We start from the raw sequence: 17,796 nt of genomic DNA on the forward strand, positions 1-17,796 counted from the left end.
AGCGCAATGCCGCGTACCGCCCGCATCGCGGCGGGAGTGCTGGGCTCCGCCCTGGTACTGACCGCCTGCACCACCCCCGATCAGCCGCCCGGCGAGGACGGATCCTGGAGCGACGTGCCGTCGGACTCCCAACTGGCCGCCCTCGCCCAGGATGCTGCCGATGAAGCCGAGCAGTTCTACTTCGTCATGACCGACCGCTTCGCCGACGGCGACGCGTCGAATAACACCGGTGGCCTGCAAGGAGATGCGCTCGCCACCGGGTATGACCCGACGCAGCGCATGTTCTACCAGGGCGGCGACCTCGCCGGGGTCGAGCAGCGGCTCGACTACATCGAAGGCCTCGGCACGACCGCGATCTGGCTGACCCCGGTCGTCGTCAACCAGCCCGTGCAGGTCACCGAGAACTGGACCGGCGCCGGCTACCACGGCTACTGGGGCACCGACTTCACCGCCGTCGACCCGCACCTCGGCGACGACGCGCAGCTCCAGAGCCTGATCGACGCCGCGCACGAGCGCGGAATCGAGATCTACCTCGACATCGTCGTGAACCACACCGCCGACGCGGTGGAGTACGCCGAGGACTCGAAATCCTATGTGGAGAAAGCGGATTCGCCCTACACGGACGCCGAGGGGCGCCCGTTCGAGGACGCGAACTACGCCGCCTCCGAGGAGTTCCCCGAGGTCAACGCCGATTCGTCGGCCTACACGCCGGTGCTCGAAGCGGATCAGGCCGAGCTGAAATCGCCCGCGTGGCTCAACGACCCCACGATGTATCACAACCGCGGCGACTCGACCTACACCGGCGAGTCCTCGACGTACGGCGACTTCTCGGGCCTGGACGACCTGTGGACCGAACGTCCGGAGGTCGTGGACGGCTGGATCGACGTCTACTCGGACTGGATCGCCGAGTCGGGCGTCGACGGCTTCCGCCTGGACACCGTGAAGCACGTGAACCTGGAATTCTGGCCGCAATTTCTTGCAGGCATCCGCGAGGCCTCCGACGCGAAGGGCATCGACTTCTTCGCGTTCGGCGAGGTCTACTCCGGCGACCCGAACGTGACGAGCCCGTATGTGCGCCAGGGCGACCTGGACGCCGTGCTCGACTTCGGCTTCCACGGCGCCGCCACCGGCTTCGCGACCGGTTCGGCCGGGGCCGACGGTCTCGCGAACCTCTACGCCTCCGACCCGCTGTTCACCGCGGACGGGACCGACGCGCTCGCGATGCCCACGTTCGTCTCGAACCACGACATCGGCCGCGTCGGCCGCACCATCGCGGAGACGACCGACGAATCGACCTGGACCGACCGGGCGATCCTCGCCCAGCAGCTCATGTTCCTCACCCGCGGCCAGCCGGTCGTCTACTACGGCGACGAGCAGGGCTTCACCGGCGCGGGCGGCGACGACCACGCGCGCCAGACCATGTTCGCCTCCCAGGTCGGCGACTACCTCGACGACGAGCTGATCGGGACTGACGCGACCCACGCCGTCGACAACTACGACACCTCCCACCCGATCTACCAGGCCATCGCCGAGCTCTCGCAGCTGCGCCAAGAGCACCCGGCCCTCGCGGACGGGATCCAGGTGACGCGCGCGTCCGAGGACGGCGTCTTCGCGTTCTCGCGCGTCGAGTCCTCGGCGGGCGTCGAATACCTTGTCGCCGTGTCGAACTCGACCGAGGCGCAGACCGTCTCGGTGGAGACCTACTCCGACGCGTTCACGCCGGTGTACGGGGACGGCACGATCGAAGCCGCCGACGGCGCCGCCTCGATCACCGTGCCGCCGCTCTCGGCCGTGGTCTTCAAGGCCGACAACCCGATCGAGGCCGCCGACGCGCCCTCGGTGAGCCTCACCGTGGACGAGGAGTCCGCGACCACCGCCTATGCCTCGGCCGACGTGTCCGGCGATCCGCTGGCGCGCGTGGCGTTCGCCGCCTCCGTGGACGGCGGCGACTGGACCTACGTCGGCACGTCGCCCGGCCCGGACCACCGCATCGCCTACGACCTCGCCGGCCTCCCGGGCGACACGTCCGTCGAGTTCAAGGCCGTGGTCGTCGACCGCGAGGGCCGCACCGCCTCCGCGCTCGCGGCCACCACGGTCGCGACACCCGACCAGGCCGGCTCGTCCCTCGACTGGGCCACCGTGCACTACGACGGGGACGCCTCGAGATGGGGCCTGTACGCGTGGGGCGACATCGCCGAGTCCTCGCAGACCGATTGGCCCGAGTCGAACGCGTTCGCGGGCGAGGACTCGTACGGCTCCTTCGCCTCGCTCAGACTCGCCGAGGACGCGAGTTCGGTGGGCTACTTGGTGATCGACGCGGACGGGAACAAGGACCACGCCTCCGACCGGACCTTCGATCCCGGTGCCACGCCCGAGATCTGGTTGAGCGAGGGCTCCGGGGACGTCGCCTACTCGCTGGCCGAGGCCAACGGGTACGTCACCGTCCACGCACCTGCTGCGCCTTCGCCGGACCCCGGGACCGACTGGGGACTGCACATCTGGGGCGACGCGCTCGCCGACGGCGTCTCGACCGAATGGGACTCGCCCCGCGAGCCCGACGGGACCGACGCCTGGGGCCGGTACTGGCACGTGCCCGTCGACGAGGTCGACGCCGACCTGGGCATGATCGTCCACTCCGGTGACACGAAGCTCTACGGCTCCGACATCGTCCTGAAGCCCTCCTCGCTCGGCGAGACCTGGGTGACTTCCACTGGCGCGCACGCCTCTCAGGCCGCCGCCGACGGCAAGGCCGTGATCCACTACCAGCGCCCCGACGGCGACTACGACGGCTGGACCCTGCACACCTGGGAGGGCGCGGCCGACCCGACCGACTGGAGCGCCGGGCTGCAGCCCGTGCGCACCGACGCCTACGGCCCGGTGTACGAAGTGGACCTCGCCGAGGGCGCCGAAGCGCTCTCCTACATCCTCCACCGCGGCGACGAGAAAGACCTCCCGAACGACCAGCGGCTCGACTTCGCCGAGTACGGCCAGGAAGTGTGGCTCACCGCCGCGACCCCGGGCTACGTGCACCCGGCCGGGGCCTCCACCGGCCGCTCGCCGGAGCTCGATCTCGCTGCGGAGCAGGCGATCTGGCTCGACGACGAGACCGTCGCCCTCGACGTGGCATCGACCGACGGGAAGGTGTTCGAGCTCCTGGCGAGCGCCGACGGGTCGATCAGTGTCCAGGACGGGGCCCTCACCGGGAACTTCGACACCATCGGGTTGACGGCGGCCGGCGGCCTCACCGAGGCGCAGCGCCGGGCGTGGCCGCAGTACTGGGACTACCGGGCGTTCAAAGTGGACTCAGACGGCGACGCGATCCGGGAGGCCCTGCGCGGGCAGCTCGTCGCGGTCGAACGCGACCACACCGGCATGGCCTGGTACGCGACGGGAGTGCAGACCGCAGGAGTGCTCGACGCGGTCTACGACGAGGCGCTGAACGCCGACCTGGGCGTGACCTGGAAGGGCGGGAAGCCGACCGTCGCGCTCTGGGCGCCCACCGCGCAGTCGGTGACGCTCGAGCTGTTCGACTCGCCCGACGACACCGAGCCGAGCGTGCACGAGATGGACTTCTCGGAGCGCACCGGCGTCTGGGCCGTCAAGGGCGCCAAGGACTGGGACCGCAAGTACTACCGGTTCGCGCTCGAGGTCTGGCATCCGGCGACGCAGGCCGTCGAGTCGTACTCGGTCACCGACCCGTACTCGCTGTCGCTCGCGGCGGACTCGACGCACAGCCAGATCGTGAACCTCGACGCCGCCGACCTCGAACCCGAAGGCTGGGACGGCGAGGACGCACCCGCCGAGGTCGATCCGGCCGCCGCGCAGGTGTGGGAGCTGCACGTCAGGGACTTCTCGATCGCCGACGAGTCGATGGACGAGGAGCTGCGCGGCACCTATGCGGCGTTCACGCAGGAGGACTCGACCTCGGTGCGGCACTTGGCGGAGCTGGCCGAGGCCGGGCTCACCCACGTGCACCTGCTGCCGACGTTCGACATCGCCTCGATCCCCGAGACCGACCAGGCCTCGGTGGACTGCGACCTCGACCTGATGGCGGCGAACTCGAGCGAGCAGCAGGCCTGCGTCGGCGCCGTGCGCGCCGACGACGCCTTCAACTGGGGCTACGACCCGCTGCACTTCAACACGCCCGAAGGCTCGTACGCGACCGAAGCCGATGGGACGCAGCGCATCCTGGAGTACCGGCAGATGGTCCAGGCCATGCACGAACTGGGCCTGCGCGTCGTCAACGACGTGGTCTACAACCACACTGCCGCCTCGGGCACCGCCGACAAGTCCGTGCTCGACCGTATCGTGCCCGGCTACTACCACCGGCTCGACGCGGACGGCGAGGTCCAGACCTCGACGTGCTGCGCGAACACCGCCACTGAGCGGCCGATGTTCGACAAGTTCATCGTCGAGTCCGCAGTGCTGTGGCAGGACGCCTACCACGTGGACGGCTTCCGCTTCGACCTCATGGGCCACCACCCGAAGTCGAACCTCCTCGCGGTGCAAGCCGCACTGGAGGACGACATCATGCTGTACGGCGAGGGCTGGAACTTCGGCGAGGTCGCGAACGACGCCCTGTTCGAGCAGGCCACGCAGGTCAACATGGCGGGCACCGGGATCGGGACGTTCAACGACCGGATGCGAGACGCCGTGCGCGGCGGCGGCCCGTTCGACGGGGACCCGACCACGCAGGGCTTCGGCTCCGGCGCATGGACCGACGACAACGACGGCGAAGCCACTGACGAGGAGCTGGCCGCGCTGCTGCACGCCCAGGACCTCACCAAACTCGGGCTGGTCGGCAACCTCGCCGACTACGAGTTCACCGCTACGGACGGCACCGCCGCCACCGGCGCCGAACTCGACTACAACGGGACCGGGGCCGGATACACCGCCGACCCCGGCGAGGCCGTGAACTATGTGGACGCCCACGACAACGAGATCCTGTTCGACGCCCTCGCTTACAAGCTCGCCGACGTGAGCGGCACCGAGCGCGCGCAGATGCAGGTGCTCTCGATGGCGACCGCGGTGCTCAGCCAGGGCACCGGGTTCTCCACGGCCGGTTCGGAAATGCTCAGGTCGAAGTCCCTCGACCGCGACTCGTACGACTCCGGCGACTGGTTCAACGCCATCCGCTGGAACTGCGAAGGCACGGAAGGCTTCGGCACCTCCAGCAACGGCTTCGGCGCCGGTCTGCCCCCGCAGTGGACCTCGGAGGCCAAGTGGCCCTATGCCGAGGACGCGATCGCCGCGGTGGACCAACCCAGCTGCGAGGACATCGAACTGGCGAACCAGCGGTACCTGGAACTGCTCGAGATCTCGTCCTCGACCTGCGCGTTCAACCTCGGGGATGCCGAAGCCGTGGCCGAGCGGGTCGCTTTCCCGCTCTCCGGCACCGGTTCCGAGACGCCCGGGGTCATCACCATGCGGATCGACCTCGACGGCCTCGACGACGCGTTCGCGTCGGTGACCGTGGTGTTCAACGCGAGCCCGGACGCGGTCACGCAGACCGTGGCCGAGGCCGCCGGTTCGGGCTCGGCGCTCCACCCGGTGCTCCAGGACTCCGCCGACCCGGCGATGGCCGGTGCCTCCTTCGACGATGCGACCGGGACGTTCCACGTCCCCGGCCGCACCGTGGCGGTCTTCACGAGCTGAGAAAGGTAATGGTTCGCTAACGAAACCGCTCTTGACAGGGCGGGAATACTGGGGATTAGTTCAAGATCCCTGAAACCGGGGCGGGCGCGGCACCCGTCCCGGTTTAACGTTTTCTGAGCAAACCTGAGGGCGACAGGCGCTGCGGGTGCCGGATACGATCGGTCCATGACGTACCCCCCGCAAGACCCCGCCGGGCAGCCCGGCGGCCAGTACGGGCCGTCCCAGCCCGGCGCGCAGCCGCCCGCGGGAGGCTACGCCCCCGGGCAGGTCGGCGGCGAGGCCTACCCGCCCGAGCCTTATCCGACCATGCAGCTTCCCGGCCAGTCGCAGTACCCGGGCCAGCCCGTGCAGTACGACCCGGCCGCCGGCTACCAGGTCCCCTACGGCCAGTACCCGCCGCCGGTGCAGCCCAACACCAAGGGCGGCGGGAGCACCGCGCTCCTCGTCATCGGCGTCGTCGTGCTCATGGTCCTCGGCGCGGTCGGCGGGTACTTCCTGCTCGGCAACGACGACGAAGGCAGCCTGACCGCGGGAGACGACGACGCGACCGTCGAGAACACGCCCGGCGGCGGCGAAGGCGAGGACGAGGGCGGCGAGGAGACCGATGCTCCGGTCGCGCCCTCCGGGACGCACCTCGCGGTGTCCTCGCTCGACTCGGTCACGCCCCTCCCCGGCCCCGAATGGCAGTACGCGGCCGGGCCCGGCGCTCCCAGCGAACCGCTCGCGGATGCCGAGATCTACCAGGTCAACCACACCGAGACGTGGGTCTCCGTCCTCGCCGTCGGCCTCTTCTCCGGAGCCGAGGCCGTATTCGACCCCGCCGACCTCGAAGCCAGCGCGCTCAGCGCCTCGAAGGTCTGGCTGGGCGACGGGTTCACGACCGTCGAGGGCTACCAGCAGAGCGCGATCACGTACACCGCTGTCGAAGTCGACGGTCGGCCCGGCGTGCTCGCGGAGTGGCGCAACTCGTGGACGGCCTCGCCGGACACGACGGACCTCTACGAGGACACGGCGCTGCTGGTCGTCGACGTGGACGGCGTGAACGGGTTCATCGGCGTGGCGAGCGTGTCGGAGTCGGGCGCGGCACTGCGCGACCCGGCGATCGAAGCGCTGCTGGCGACGGATTTCGGCGCCGAGTCCGCCTGAGCCGCAAGGACTTGCACGGGGCCGCGCCTTCGGGCGCGGCCCCGTTTCCGTTTTCGGGCCGGGCGTGACGCCGAGGGCCAGCCTGGTCACACCGGGAGCGCCGCCGCCTTGGCCCGGATGCGCGCGGCCTCCGTGTCGAGGCCGAACGCCTCGTAGACGGCCGCCACCGCGGCCCATTCGCTCCGCGCCGTCATCGACTCGCCCAGCGCCGCGAGCGAGTCGCCCAGGTTCTCGCGGGTGAAGGCGGCGCTCACCTCGAGCTCGTTCGCCTCGTACCAGGCCAGCGCCTCCGTAAAGTGGCCGATCGCCTCGCTGTAGCGCCCTTCTGCGTGCGCGACATAGCCGAAGCCGATGCCGGTGTTGGCCTTGGCGAGCTCCCGGCGTTCCGGCACGGCGTCGCGGACGACGTGTTCGAAGCACCGTCGCGCCTCGTCGAACCGGCCGAGCCGGGCGCTGTGCCAGCCGATCGCGTACTGCAGCCGGTTCGCCCAGAACGGGTTGCCGTGCTCGACGAAGTACTGGTAGCCCTGTCTCGCGTAGCCGAGGGCCTCGGCGTCGCATTCCTCCACGCCGGCGCCCACGGTCAACGTGTAACTCACCAGCGCCTTCGCCCCGGGGCTGTGGCCGCGGGCCGCCTCTTCGAAGACGCCTGCGAGCTGCTCGTGCAGTGAGGACTCGGTGCTGACGAGGAGCATCGGGCCCGACGGGCCGCCGGAGACCAGCCGTCCCAGGGCGTCTCCGGCGCGGTCGGTGGCGGCCAGCCCCGCCGAACCGGCTCCGGGCCGGCCTCGCGAGGAGAATCGGTACACCATGGACTCCGTCAGCGCCCAGCGGAGCTGCCAGACCCGCGCGTACACGTCGCCGCGTTCGGGTTCGAGCTCGATGACGCCGCGGAGCACCGCGTCCTCGGCGTCGAGCCAGGCGGTGGCCGCGTCGGCGTCCTTGATCGGTTCGAGGAGCACGCCGGGGGCGGGCTCGCCGAGGTCGAACAGTTCGCGGCGTTCGCGGCGCTCGGAGACGAACTCCTCCGCGACGCGGGCGGTGAAGAGGTAGTGCTCGATCAGCCGGCGGGTCGCCGCCGCGCGCTGCTCGTCGTCGACCTCTTCGCCGACGCGGTCCTGCGCGTACGCGCGGAGCAGGTCGTGCATCGTGTAGCGGCCTTCGCGGTGCTGGTCGACCAGGTGGACCTCGGCGAGCTCGTGCAGGGCCGCTTCGGCGTCGGCGGGCGGCAGGCCCATGAGGCTGGCCATGGCGGGCACGGTGAGGTCGGGTCCGGGGTGGAGTCCGAAGAGGCGGAACGCGCGGGCGGCGCGGCTGCCGAGGGCCTGGTAGGAGCAGGCGAAGACCGAGCGCGGGTCGGAGGCGAGGTCGGTCGAGCTGAGCACCCGGAAGACGTTCGTGGTGCTCTCCAGTCGGTCGGCGAGCGACGCGAGGGAGAAGTGCGGGTTGGCGGCGGCCCAGGCGCCGATGAGCGTCAGCGCGAGCGGCAGGTGGCCGCAGGCGGCGATGATTCGCAGGACCGGCCGCTCTTCGGCGAGGGCCCGGTCCATGCCGATGCGGCGCACCAGGAGCGCCCAGGCGTCGGCGTCGGAGAGCAGGTCGAGCGGCACGATGTCGGCGCCTTCGGTGACGTCGAGGCCGGCGAGGCGGTCGCGGCTGGTGACGAGGGTGAAGGAGCCGGGGGCGACGGGCAGGAGGGGGCGCACTTGGGCGGCGTCCCTGGCGTTGTCGAGGACGAGGAGGACGCTGCGGCCGGCGAGGGCGGTGCGGTACAGGCCGATCCGCTCGTCGAGCCCGGCCGGGACCTGGTGGGCCTCGACGCCGAGAGCGACGAGGGCCTCGCCGAGGACGGTGGCGGCGTCGGTGCCGGGTGCGAGCGGGTCGAAGCCGCGGAGGTTGAAGTAGAGCTGGCCGTCGGGGAAGCGGTGGGCGACGCGGTGGGCCCAGGAGACGGCGAGGGCGGTCTTGCCGACGCCGCCCATGCCGGTGACGACGGCGAGCCCTGCGGTGCCCGCGCCCGCTTCGAGGAAGCCGTCGAGGAGGCGCGTCGGGCCGGTGCGGCCGGTGAAGCGGGTGTTGGCGCGGGGGAGCATCGCGGGGACGCGGCGGCGGGACAGCGGGTCGGATGCGGAAGGCGCGTCCAGCGCGGTGGACGGCGGGCCGTCGCGGAGGATCGCGGTGTGGAGGTCTCGCAGGGCCTGGTCGGGGTCGGCACCGAGTTCGTCGGCGAGGCGTTCGCTCAGGGCCGCATAGGCTTCGAGGGCTTCGGCGGTGCGGCCGCCGGTGTGGAGGGCGCGCATGAGGAGGGCGGTGAAGCGCTGGCGGGTGCCGTGGACGGCGACGATCTGGCGCAGTTCGTCGACGACCTCGGCGGCGCGGCCGAGTTCGAGGTCGAGGTCGATGCGGCGTTCGAGGAGGGCGAGGCGGTGCTCGTCGTAGCGGCGGCGGATCGCGTCGATCGTGGTGCCGGAGAGGTTGGCGAGCGCGGGTCCGCGCCATTCGCCGAGGGCTTCGCGGAGGGCGGCGACGGCCTCGTCGAAGCGGCCTTCGGCGCGCAGGGACCTGGCGCGGTCCTCGTTCGCCTTGCAGCGCAGGGTGTCGAGTTCGGCGGCGTCGATGCGGAACCGGTAGGCGCGGCCGACGGTCTCGACCCGGTCGCGGGCGGCGTCGAGTTTGCGGCGCAGGACGCCGATGGTGTTCTGCACTTGCGTTTCGGGGTCCTGCGGGATGTCGAGGCCGTAGACGGCGCGCACGATGTTCTCGAGCGGGACCACGCTGTTCGCCTCGTCGAGGAGGATCGCGAGCACGGTCGCGGTGTTCCCGCGCGGGATCGCGACCGGTGTTCCGTCGACGCGGAGTTCCAGGGGCCCGAGCAGGCGCACGTCGAGGTGGGGCATGGGTTCCGCCTTCGTTCCGGACCGGGACAAGGGACATCCAGTGTCCCACAACCCCATAAGCGACACGTTCCTCGAAACCGCGGCGGCGGGCATGACCGATCGGTGACCGATCCGTGAGCGCACCGGGAACGATGCGGTTGAACAGCGTTTGAGGAGGCAAAGCCGATGAACCGGATCGAGATCCCCGAGGACTACGAGGACCGCTTGGCCGCCGGGCGCCACGCCGCCGCGCGGCTCCCCGCTGGGGCGGTGCGCGAGGACGTCGACCGCGCTCTGGAGGCGGCGCCGAGCCGGGAGCGGTACGAGCAGGCGGCGGACCTCGCCGATCGGGCCGAGGCCCTCACCGGGGAGCTGGCGCAGCGGGGCTTCGACGGCACCGACGCCGATCGGGTGGCGTGGCTGCGCCTCGACTACCTGGGGCGCTTGCAGTCCCTGGCGTTGAGCCCGACCATCGACCGGCTGAGCAACCCGGCGGTGGCCGACGCGATCCAGGCGGCCTGGATCGCCGCCGAGGCGGCCCGCTCGGAGTACGTCCTCCGTCTCGAACGCGCCCACGCCGACCTCCTCGCCGCCCGCGTCCCCGACAGGGGCGGCGACGAGCTCCGCGACCGCATCGCCCGCTGCTCGAACGAGCGCTTCGCCCACACCACCGAGGACGACCTCTGCTCGGCCGAGGTGGACGTCGAGGGACGCCTCACCGAGTTCAAGTTCCTCGTCCCCAACGCCACCCTCGACACCGAGTGCGAGGACCTGTCCATGCAGGCGACTGCGACCATCCAGGCCGCCCAGGCGAAAGCGGTCGAGCGCCTGGCCGAGATCCTGGCGTAGCGCCGCGGTTCAGGCGATTCGGACGGGGAAGAGGATCGTGCTCGCGACGGTGCGGTCGCGCTCGTCGGCGAGGGCGAGGCGGCGCGGGTCGGCCATGTACGCGTCGATGGCGGCCTGGTTCGGGAAGCGGTAGACGTGGACTTCGTGGGGGTTGCCGTCCGCGCCGTCGCCGATCGCGCGGGAGCGCAGCTCGCCGCCGTGCTCGGGGACGAGCGCGGTCACCTTGTCCTCGTATGCGGTCATGGCCTGCTCGGCGCCGGGGACGGCCCGGAGGAGGCAGCAGAGTTCAATAGGGGTGTCGGTCATGGAGACCATGATGCCGGGGTGCCTGCGCCTCGGGGACCCGGGCGCGGTCCATCGGCGCGGCACCGCAATTCGGTGGCGGTGCGGGCGGCGGGGCGGGAGGATGCGGGGATGAGCGCACATCATCTGGGCCGCTGGGAGCCATTGACGCCGAACGAGGTCCGGGATCTGCTCGCGGCGGTCGACTCGCCGTGGTGGATCGCGGGCGGGTACGCGATCGAATTCGCGGTCGGCGAGCCGTTCCGCGAGCACGGGGACGTGGATGTCCAGCTGCTGCGGCGCGACCAGCTCGCGGCGCAGGACGCGCTCCCGGGATGGGAGCTGTGGGCAGCCGACCCGCCGGGCGAGCTGCGGCCCTGGGAGGCCGGGGAGGTCCTGTCGCCCGAGATCCACGACATCTGGTGCCGCGAGGTACCGGGAGGACCGTGGCGGTTCCAGTTCATGCTCGACGAGGCCGAGGGCGACGACTGGGTGTCGCGCCGCGACCCGCGGATCCGCCGCCCGATCGACGGGATCGGATCCGTGAGCGCCGACGGCGTCCCGTACCTGGCCGCCGAGATCCAACTGCTGTACAAGGCCAAAGGCCTGCGGCCGAAGGACGAGCAGGACTTCGCGGCGATGCTGCCGAAGCTGAGCCCGGAGCAGCGCGCATGGCTGCGCGAAGCCATCGGCGTGGCGTACGGCGAGCACCCGTGGTCGGAGCGACTCGAAGCTTGAAGCGCCGCAATCCAGGTGCGGTACGGCGGCATTCCCGCGAGACTGTGCCGACGGGAACGGAATACGCACCGCTCTACGCCGTCAGCGGCGCTCCCGGCGCCGGGAAGACGAGCGTTCAGTCGGAGCTGCTCGCGGCCGCGGACGGCCTGGTCGTGATGGACATCGATGAGCTGCTTGAGGACAGCGCCCTCATCGGGGTGCCGATCGCGGTCCCCGAGGCCGTGCCGATCTGGCCCGCGTACGGGCGGATGTGGCGCCGGATCATCGACATGACGCGCCGGTCGGGGCACCCGGTGCTGTTCCTGAGCCCGAACGTCCCGAGCGAGCTGCGAGGCGCCACCGGCTACCTGCTGCTCGACTGCGACGACGCGGTGCGCGCGGATCGCCTGCGCGCCAGGGGCTGGGACGCGGCGCAGGTCGACTCGGCGCTGCGGGACGCCCGCGCGTACCGGCCGCTGTTCGACACGGTCGTCCGCACCGACGACACCGATCCGAGCGGCGTGGCGAAACGAATCCTCGCGTGGAGGGACTCGCTCCGCCCGTCGGCCGGTGCGGGCAGCCTTGAGGGCGGATTTCGCGTACGGTCGAGGTCCGGCAAGGGAGGCGATGCGATGACGCGGGAACACACCGACTCGATCGATGAACGGCTCTGGCGCGAGGCCGATTCGGGAACCGCGGAGACCCGCCGGCTCACCGGCGGGCGGCCGTTCTGCTCCGGAGTGCTGCTCGTGCGGGACGGCAAGGTGCTCGCCACCTTGAACGCCGACGGGGTCGACGCCGTCGACGCGAGCGGCACCGACTGGCACGTCGGCGGTGTCGGCGGCGGCATGGAACCCGGCGAGGACATCTGGGACTGCGCGCTGCGCGAGGCCCGCGAGGAACTCGGCGTACCGGTGCGGCTCGTGCCGTCCGAGCGGACCTACCTGCACGACATCGACACCGACGAACTGCGGGAAGCGCGCACGGACGACGCCCCGGCGCCGTTCATCGTGCAGCGCTTCCGGAACGAGGACCCGATCACGCCGTTCCGGCCGGACCTTCCGGCCGGGCCGTTCACCTACTTCTGCATGTTCCTCGCCGAGTTCGCCGAGGAACCGACCGTCTTCACCCCCGACGACCCCGACATCGCGGCCCTGGTCTGGATGCCGCTCGAAGCCGGAGCGCTGATCGCGGCAGGCGCGACCTTCGCGGACCTGACCGCCGCCGGAACGGCGATCGCAGCGGGCGGGCCCATCGCACCCGAGGCCCGGATCCACCTGTCGCGCACCGAGACCCTGCGGGTCGCGGGTCCCCTACTCGCGACGGGAACCTCGGATTCGGTCGGTGCGCAATGAGTCAGCATGGATGAGATGGTCCGTCTGCCTCCAGTCCGCGTCGGGGTCACGTACGGCCCGCGCGCCTCGATCGTCAGCGAGGTCGGCATCACCGAAGCGTGGCGCTGGACCGCACTCGCCCGCTTCGGCCCCCATTTCCCGGTCAAATTCCTGGCGCGGACCCTCGGGTGCCCTTGGGAGGACATCACCGCCCTCGCCGACGACTTCGAGGCGCCGAGCCGGGCGGTGCGCGACCAGGTCCCCCGCCAGTACTACCGGCAGTATCAGGACGCGGTCGCGCGCATCGAGCAGGACGCCGCCGCGAAGTTCGCCGCGATGCGCTCCGCATTCGAGCGGCTCAAGGGCAGCGCCGATAGGACCGCCTTCGCGCAGGCCGTCGAGCGGATCCCCGACACCGCAGTGCGCCAAGGCATCTTCCTACTCCGAGACGGCGAGGACCTGACGGCCGAACTGCGGGCGTGGGCGGCCGTCCGGCCCGCGCATACGACGCTGTTCGTGCACCCGGGCTGAAGCTCGCGGACCACTGTCACGCGGCGGGCAGGTCGAACCGCATGTGCGGCAGCATCCTTCCCGGGATGGATGCGCTCGGGATCTCGCCAACGCGGACCGCGCCGAACCTGGCGTAGAACGACTCGGCGTTCGGGTCGGCTTCGAGCGCGACCGTCCGCGCGCCGAGCGCCTCGGCCGCGAGCAGCGCACGCTGGAGGAGTGCCCGGCCGACGCCGGTTCCGATGGCGGGCGGGTCGATGAAGAGGGATTCGAGGCGACTCTCCGGGACGCTTTCGATCAAACGGTAGAAACCCAGGATCCGATTCGACCGCTCGGCCACGACGAGCGTCCCGGAAGCGCACACCTGCGGCGAGTAGGTCAACTCGTCGCGGATCGCTTCGAGGAACTCGGCGCTGTAGCCCCAATGCGCTTTCGACCGCATCGCCAGGTCGGAGATGAACGGCGCCTCGTCGGCGCGGGTGGTCCGGAATTCGATGTCCACCAACCGAAGTCTACGGACGGCAACACGCCATCGGCGGGCCGTAGAATTTCGCCTCTTACTGGCGTCTTGCCTTGGGCACCAAGGAGTCTGGTGGGGCCTGCTGCAATGACGGGGTACTTCATCGATCGCAAGGTCCCGGAGGACGGCCTCAGCTGCCCTGGCGTGGAATGAGTGAGCGATGAGAGGCCGCGGCCGCGCGATATGCGGCCGCGGCCTTCGCTACGAGTACGGGTTGTCGTCGTCTTCGCCGATGCCCCAGACGTCCTCGTCCGGGTCCTCGACAAGGAAGGACTCGCGCTCGATCTCGTCGTCCTGCTTGCCTCCGGCGCCGCGTCCGCCGCCGGCGCCCATCATGCCGCCCGCGCCGGCTTTGGGGGCCGCGCCGGTCGGCGAGGCTCCGGCGGGAGTGCCGAGCATCGTCGCCGTGCCCATGCCGCCGCTGGAAGGCGCTCCGCCGCCGGGGAGGCCTCCTCCCAGGCCGCCCGCACCGCCGCCGACGCCGCCACCCAGGCCGCCGCCTGAGGCGAGACCGCCGGAGGGGATCTCGGGGTCTTCGAGTTCGGAAGCGTCCCAGGGGTTCTCGAGCTCGGGCATCTCGGGCTGCGCCATGTCCTCCATGCCGGAGGGGTTCTGGGGCATCGTCGGCTGCTGGTTCTGCGACTGGCTCGGGTCCTGCTGGTGGTCCTGGGCCTGGTCCTCTTGCTGCTGCTCTTCTTCTCGCTGCTCATCCTCCTTCTTCGCTTCCTCCTCCTCGGCGGACGCCTCGTTCGCGCCCTCGGTGCCGGTGGCGGAGTGGTCGTCGGCGGCCTTGTGGGAGTTCATGTCCTTGGCCGCGTTCGACTTGTCGTCCAAGGGCTTCAGGAGCTCCGCCGCCTGCGTGAGGGCCGCTCCGGCGCTCGCGTCGGCGGCGTTGATGAGGGAGGTGAGGGTCTGGAGGCCGAGCGTCCCCGCCATCGCCTGGGCCTGGAGGGCCGCTTCGAGGATGCCGCCGAACGGTCCCGCCATGGCGATCGCGGTGCGCTGGGCCGGACCCAACGTCACCATCGGCGCGGGCTGGATGTTGAAGCCGATCGCCTTGAGCGCGGCGTCCGCGGCCTTGAGGCCGGTGCATTCGAGCAGCATCTGCGCGGCCGTCGCCGCGAGGCCGCCCGCGGTGGCGGCGACCTCGCCGATGACTTGGGTGAGGTGGGCGTTGACGTTGCCGACCTCGCCGTTGAAGGCGTCGTTCGCGCTGTCGCGCCAGTGGCTGTTGATCTCGGCGACCTTGGAGCCGTAGTCGGTCTGCTGGGTGGCGAGATCGGTTGCGGCGGCGGTCATCTCGGAGGCGTAGGTGAGAAATTCCGAGGGCTGCGCCGAGAGCGCGTCCTGGTAGCTGGGCATGGGTCCTCCTAAGGCTTCGGCGTGGTGGGGAGCTGGCTCTGGATGCCGCCGAAGCGGGAGCTCGTCTCCTGGTCGGCGGCGGCGAGGTCGTCGGCGCTGCCGATGACCTGGTCGCCTTGCCAAGTGAGACGGCGCTCGACACCGGTGGCGACGGCGGCGAGCGCGGTCTGCCAGCGGCGGCCCGCCTCGCCGGTGGCGAAGCCGGTGTTCTTCTCGGCCGCGGTCGCCGCCGGGCGCTCCACCCGCCGGGACGCGGCCTGGCTGTTCGGGGCCAGGCCGCGCAGGCCGGTGCCGCCCGTTCGCACATCGTCAACGTCCATGTGCACGGTCATGGGCTCCTCCTTCTGCGAGGTGTCGACGCCCTCTCGGGCGGACGCCCGGCGGCGTCGGAAGTACTGTCGCGCGGCTCGTCACGGGTCGGTCCCGGCTCGCGCTTGATCAACCCATGACGGATCCGTGACGACGCCGCTTTCCATGGGCGGCACACGCAATCGAGGCCCGGGCTCCGGGCCGCCACGTGAGGAGGCGCGCCGTGACCGATGAGCTTTTCACCGGCAGTGAGGACTGGGCGGGCGGTTCGGTCGAGCTGCCGTCGTTCGAGTTCACGATCGCTTTCGGCGACACGTCGGCGCTGTCCTCGGGGGACCGCGCCGGTTGCTCGGCAGCGCAGTGTCCGCACCCGGTGGCGCACCCGGCGGAGGAGGCCTGGGTGCAGCTCGCTTCGGCCGTGCCGGTGGAGGGGCAGCGGGACCGGTTCAAGCCGCGGTGCGAGGGCATGGCGTATCCGACCGAGGAGGACTTCCGGGCGGCGGTGACGGCCGTGCGGCCGGAGGACGCGGACGCGTTCTCGCTGCAGCGCTTGCGGACGGGCTGGACCGAGGAGATCGGGACGCGGTTGGGGACGTGGCCGGGCCGGTTCAAGTCGAAGCTGGCCCAGCTCGCCGAGGGCTGGGCCGGGGAGGACTTCGACGCGTTCGCGGCGCAGGCGGGCGAGGCGCGGGCCCTGGTGGAGGGCGCGCTCGACGACATCGAGGCCACCGTGGCGGAGCTGGCGAGCCGCGAGACGGCGATCTACACGCTGCAGGGCGGCGACTCGGGCGAGATCCCTTATCCCGCACCGCTGTGCGGCACCGAGGGCGAGTGGTCGAGCCTGGTGGCGCTGCATGTGCGGCCGGCCTGGTGGCACGGCGACTGCATCACGATGACCTGCGAGGAGGCCGAGAAGGCACTGGAGCTGGCGGGGGCCGACGCGGGGTTGGCGACGGAGGTGCGGGAGTTCGTCGAAGAGCGCGTGGGGCAGCAGCTTTCGGGCCTCGGGGCGCTGGTGGCGGACGTGCGGGCGGTGGTTGGCGAGGAGGCGAAGGAGGTCTTCGCCGAGCGGGTGGCGGCCGAGATGGCGGCGTATGTGGAGCGGCAGGCGGCGATCGACGAGGCGATCGCGCAGAAGCGGGAAGGGCAGAGCGCAGAGCTGGAGGCGCTGCGGACCACGGGCGAGGAGCGGCCGTACCCGAGCAGCGCTGATGGTTCCCGTATGGATTTGGCGGTGCCGGAGGCGGAGCAGCCCGCGGCGCCGGTCGCGCCGCGGACGACGCAGGACCCGAGCCCGGTCCCGCCGGGCGGGGACGGCACGGTTCTGGCCGAGAAGACCCCTTGGGAGGCCGAGGAAGCGGACGACGAGGAGGTCGCGGGCGGTCTCGCGAGCGGCGGAGGCGGCGGCCTCGGGGGCGGGACCGGCGGCGGTCCTTTCGGCGGCGGCGGGCGCGGGACGGTGCTGCCCGGTCCGGCCAATGCGGTGCCGCAGGGGCTGTTCGGCCCGGCGGTGACCGTGCCGACGACCGCGTCGACCACGGCTTCGGCGAGCGGTCCGAGGGGCGGCGGGCTGTTCCAGCAGAGCCAGGGCCAGGCTTCGGGGGGCCGGGGCGGGAAGCCTTCGGGGCGTTCGGATTCGGACAAGAAGCAGGACGGCGAGAAGGAAGACGAGGGGCCGCAGCACCTGGCGCGGCGCGAGACCGGGAACGTGTGGGGCTACATCAAGCCGAACGAGGACCCCTACAACTAGGCGATTGGGAGGCACGACCATGGCGGATCGGGTGTTCGACCCTGAGGCGATCGGCGAGTACCGGCAGTTCCTGGTGGAGCTGATCGAGGAACTGGAGAGCGAGCTGCTGCCGGTGATGGCGACCGGGACGCTGAGCCGGGCCCCGGCGTTCGGGACCGCGCCCGGCGCGGCCGAGAACGCGATGGGGCGGTACCTGGAGTTCCACGCGGCGATGTGGCGGAACCTGCAGTACCTGCGCGGGACGCTGTACGGCCTGGACGCGGCGCTCGCGGAGATGACGAGCGGCGACGACCAGGCGGCGGTCTACTTCGAGTTCGGCTCCTTCGACCCCGGAGCCGGGACGGCTTAGGGCCCGCACCGTCCGGGCGGTACGAGAGAACCGGCTCGGAACGACGACCGCCCGCGCCGTTGGGGGCGGGGGGGGGGGGCGGCCGAGGGCGGGAAAGCGTCGGGGGGGCGGTCGCTAGCGGGCAGGGCCGCGGCCGG

The 17,796-nt window shown here is 71.4% G+C and carries 13 protein-coding genes; 8 read left to right on the forward strand and 5 right to left on the reverse strand.

Annotated elements, in window-relative coordinates; genetic code table 11:
* Positions 1–6 precede the first annotated feature (6 nt).
* Positions 7–5,655, forward strand: a complete 5,649-nt coding sequence (pulA, locus tag O1R50_RS21720; protein ID WP_270112320.1) for a pullulanase-type alpha-1,6-glucosidase — start codon at positions 7–9, stop codon at positions 5,653–5,655.
* Between the two features lie 165 nt (positions 5,656–5,820).
* The gene (locus tag O1R50_RS21725; RefSeq protein WP_270112321.1) at positions 5,821–6,801 is read left to right on the forward strand and encodes a hypothetical protein; all 981 of its coding nucleotides are present in this window, start codon (positions 5,821–5,823) and stop codon (positions 6,799–6,801) included.
* An 86-nt stretch (positions 6,802–6,887) separates the two neighbouring features.
* Here O1R50_RS21725 and O1R50_RS21730 read toward each other — a convergent pair whose 3' ends face one another.
* Positions 6,888–9,698, reverse strand: a complete 2,811-nt coding sequence (locus O1R50_RS21730; RefSeq protein WP_270112322.1) for an AfsR/SARP family transcriptional regulator — start codon at positions 9,696–9,698, stop codon at positions 6,888–6,890.
* 165 nt (positions 9,699–9,863) lie between these two features.
* Here O1R50_RS21730 and O1R50_RS21735 point away from each other — a divergent pair, with 165 nt between their 5' ends.
* A complete protein-coding gene (locus O1R50_RS21735; RefSeq protein ID WP_270112323.1) occupies positions 9,864–10,526 on the forward strand; it encodes a hypothetical protein in 663 nt (220 codons plus the stop codon).
* A 9-nt stretch (positions 10,527–10,535) separates the two neighbouring features.
* On the opposite strand, the gene O1R50_RS21740 is transcribed toward O1R50_RS21735, so the two are convergent.
* A complete protein-coding gene (locus O1R50_RS21740; RefSeq protein WP_270112324.1) occupies positions 10,536–10,832 on the reverse strand; it encodes a hypothetical protein in 297 nt (98 codons plus the stop codon).
* Between the two features lie 108 nt (positions 10,833–10,940).
* Here O1R50_RS21740 and O1R50_RS21745 point away from each other — a divergent pair, with 108 nt between their 5' ends.
* The 3 genes from O1R50_RS21745 to O1R50_RS21755 are packed head-to-tail and all read left to right on the forward strand — an operon-like array spanning position 10,941 to position 13,390.
* Complete coding sequence (locus O1R50_RS21745) at positions 10,941–11,546, forward strand: nucleotidyltransferase domain-containing protein (RefSeq protein ID WP_270112325.1); 606 nt, start codon at positions 10,941–10,943, stop codon at positions 11,544–11,546.
* A 44-nt stretch (positions 11,547–11,590) separates the two neighbouring features.
* On the forward strand, positions 11,591–12,880 hold the full coding sequence (locus tag O1R50_RS21750; RefSeq protein WP_270112326.1) for an NUDIX domain-containing protein: 1,290 nt from the start codon (positions 11,591–11,593) through the stop codon (positions 12,878–12,880).
* Positions 12,881–12,886: 6 nt separating this feature from the next.
* Positions 12,887–13,390: a hypothetical protein gene (locus O1R50_RS21755; RefSeq protein ID WP_270112327.1), complete on the forward strand. Its 504-nt coding sequence runs from the start codon at positions 12,887–12,889 to the stop codon at positions 13,388–13,390.
* Between the two features lie 16 nt (positions 13,391–13,406).
* Here the strand turns inward: O1R50_RS21755 and O1R50_RS21760 are convergent, their stop codons facing one another.
* From O1R50_RS21760 to O1R50_RS21770, 3 genes are all read right to left on the reverse strand, one after another.
* A complete protein-coding gene (locus tag O1R50_RS21760) occupies positions 13,407–13,871 on the reverse strand; it encodes a GNAT family N-acetyltransferase (RefSeq protein ID WP_270112328.1) in 465 nt (154 codons plus the stop codon).
* Positions 13,872–14,090: 219 nt separating this feature from the next.
* Positions 14,091–15,251, reverse strand: coding sequence for a hypothetical protein (locus tag O1R50_RS21765; RefSeq protein ID WP_270112329.1), 1,161 nt, complete (start codon positions 15,249–15,251; stop codon positions 14,091–14,093).
* Between the two features lie 8 nt (positions 15,252–15,259).
* Positions 15,260–15,583 carry a hypothetical protein gene (locus tag O1R50_RS21770; protein ID WP_270112330.1) on the reverse strand — a complete coding sequence of 108 codons (324 nt, stop codon included), beginning with the start codon at positions 15,581–15,583 and terminating at the stop codon, positions 15,260–15,262.
* A gap of 200 nt (positions 15,584–15,783) precedes the next feature.
* On the opposite strand from O1R50_RS21770, the gene O1R50_RS21775 reads away from it, so the two are divergent.
* Complete coding sequence (locus O1R50_RS21775) at positions 15,784–17,310, forward strand: hypothetical protein (protein ID WP_270112331.1); 1,527 nt, start codon at positions 15,784–15,786, stop codon at positions 17,308–17,310.
* 19 nt (positions 17,311–17,329) lie between these two features.
* The gene (locus O1R50_RS21780) at positions 17,330–17,659 is read left to right on the forward strand and encodes a hypothetical protein (protein WP_270112332.1); all 330 of its coding nucleotides are present in this window, start codon (positions 17,330–17,332) and stop codon (positions 17,657–17,659) included.
* The last annotated feature ends 137 nt before the right edge of the window (positions 17,660–17,796 follow it).

Source organism: Glycomyces luteolus, from assembly GCF_027622875.1.
Taxonomy (GTDB): domain Bacteria; phylum Actinomycetota; class Actinomycetes; order Mycobacteriales; family Micromonosporaceae; genus Glycomyces; species Glycomyces luteolus.

Coding starts and splice junctions, on each gene's coding strand:
- pulA (WP_270112320.1), top strand. CDS start 7: ATGCCGCGTACCGCCCGCATCGCGGCGGGAGTGCTGGGCTCCGCCCTG.
- O1R50_RS21725 (WP_270112321.1), top strand. CDS start 5,821: ATGACGTACCCCCCGCAAGACCCCGCCGGGCAGCCCGGCGGCCAGTAC.
- O1R50_RS21730 (WP_270112322.1), bottom strand. CDS start 9,698: ATGCCCCACCTCGACGTGCGCCTGCTCGGGCCCCTGGAACTCCGCGTC.
- O1R50_RS21735 (WP_270112323.1), top strand. CDS start 9,864: ATGAACCGGATCGAGATCCCCGAGGACTACGAGGACCGCTTGGCCGCC.
- O1R50_RS21740 (WP_270112324.1), bottom strand. CDS start 10,832: ATGACCGACACCCCTATTGAACTCTGCTGCCTCCTCCGGGCCGTCCCC.
- O1R50_RS21745 (WP_270112325.1), top strand. CDS start 10,941: ATGAGCGCACATCATCTGGGCCGCTGGGAGCCATTGACGCCGAACGAG.
- O1R50_RS21755 (WP_270112327.1), top strand. CDS start 12,887: ATGGATGAGATGGTCCGTCTGCCTCCAGTCCGCGTCGGGGTCACGTAC.
- O1R50_RS21765 (WP_270112329.1), bottom strand. CDS start 15,251: ATGCCCAGCTACCAGGACGCGCTCTCGGCGCAGCCCTCGGAATTTCTC.
- O1R50_RS21770 (WP_270112330.1), bottom strand. CDS start 15,583: ATGACCGTGCACATGGACGTTGACGATGTGCGAACGGGCGGCACCGGC.
- O1R50_RS21780 (WP_270112332.1), top strand. CDS start 17,330: ATGGCGGATCGGGTGTTCGACCCTGAGGCGATCGGCGAGTACCGGCAG.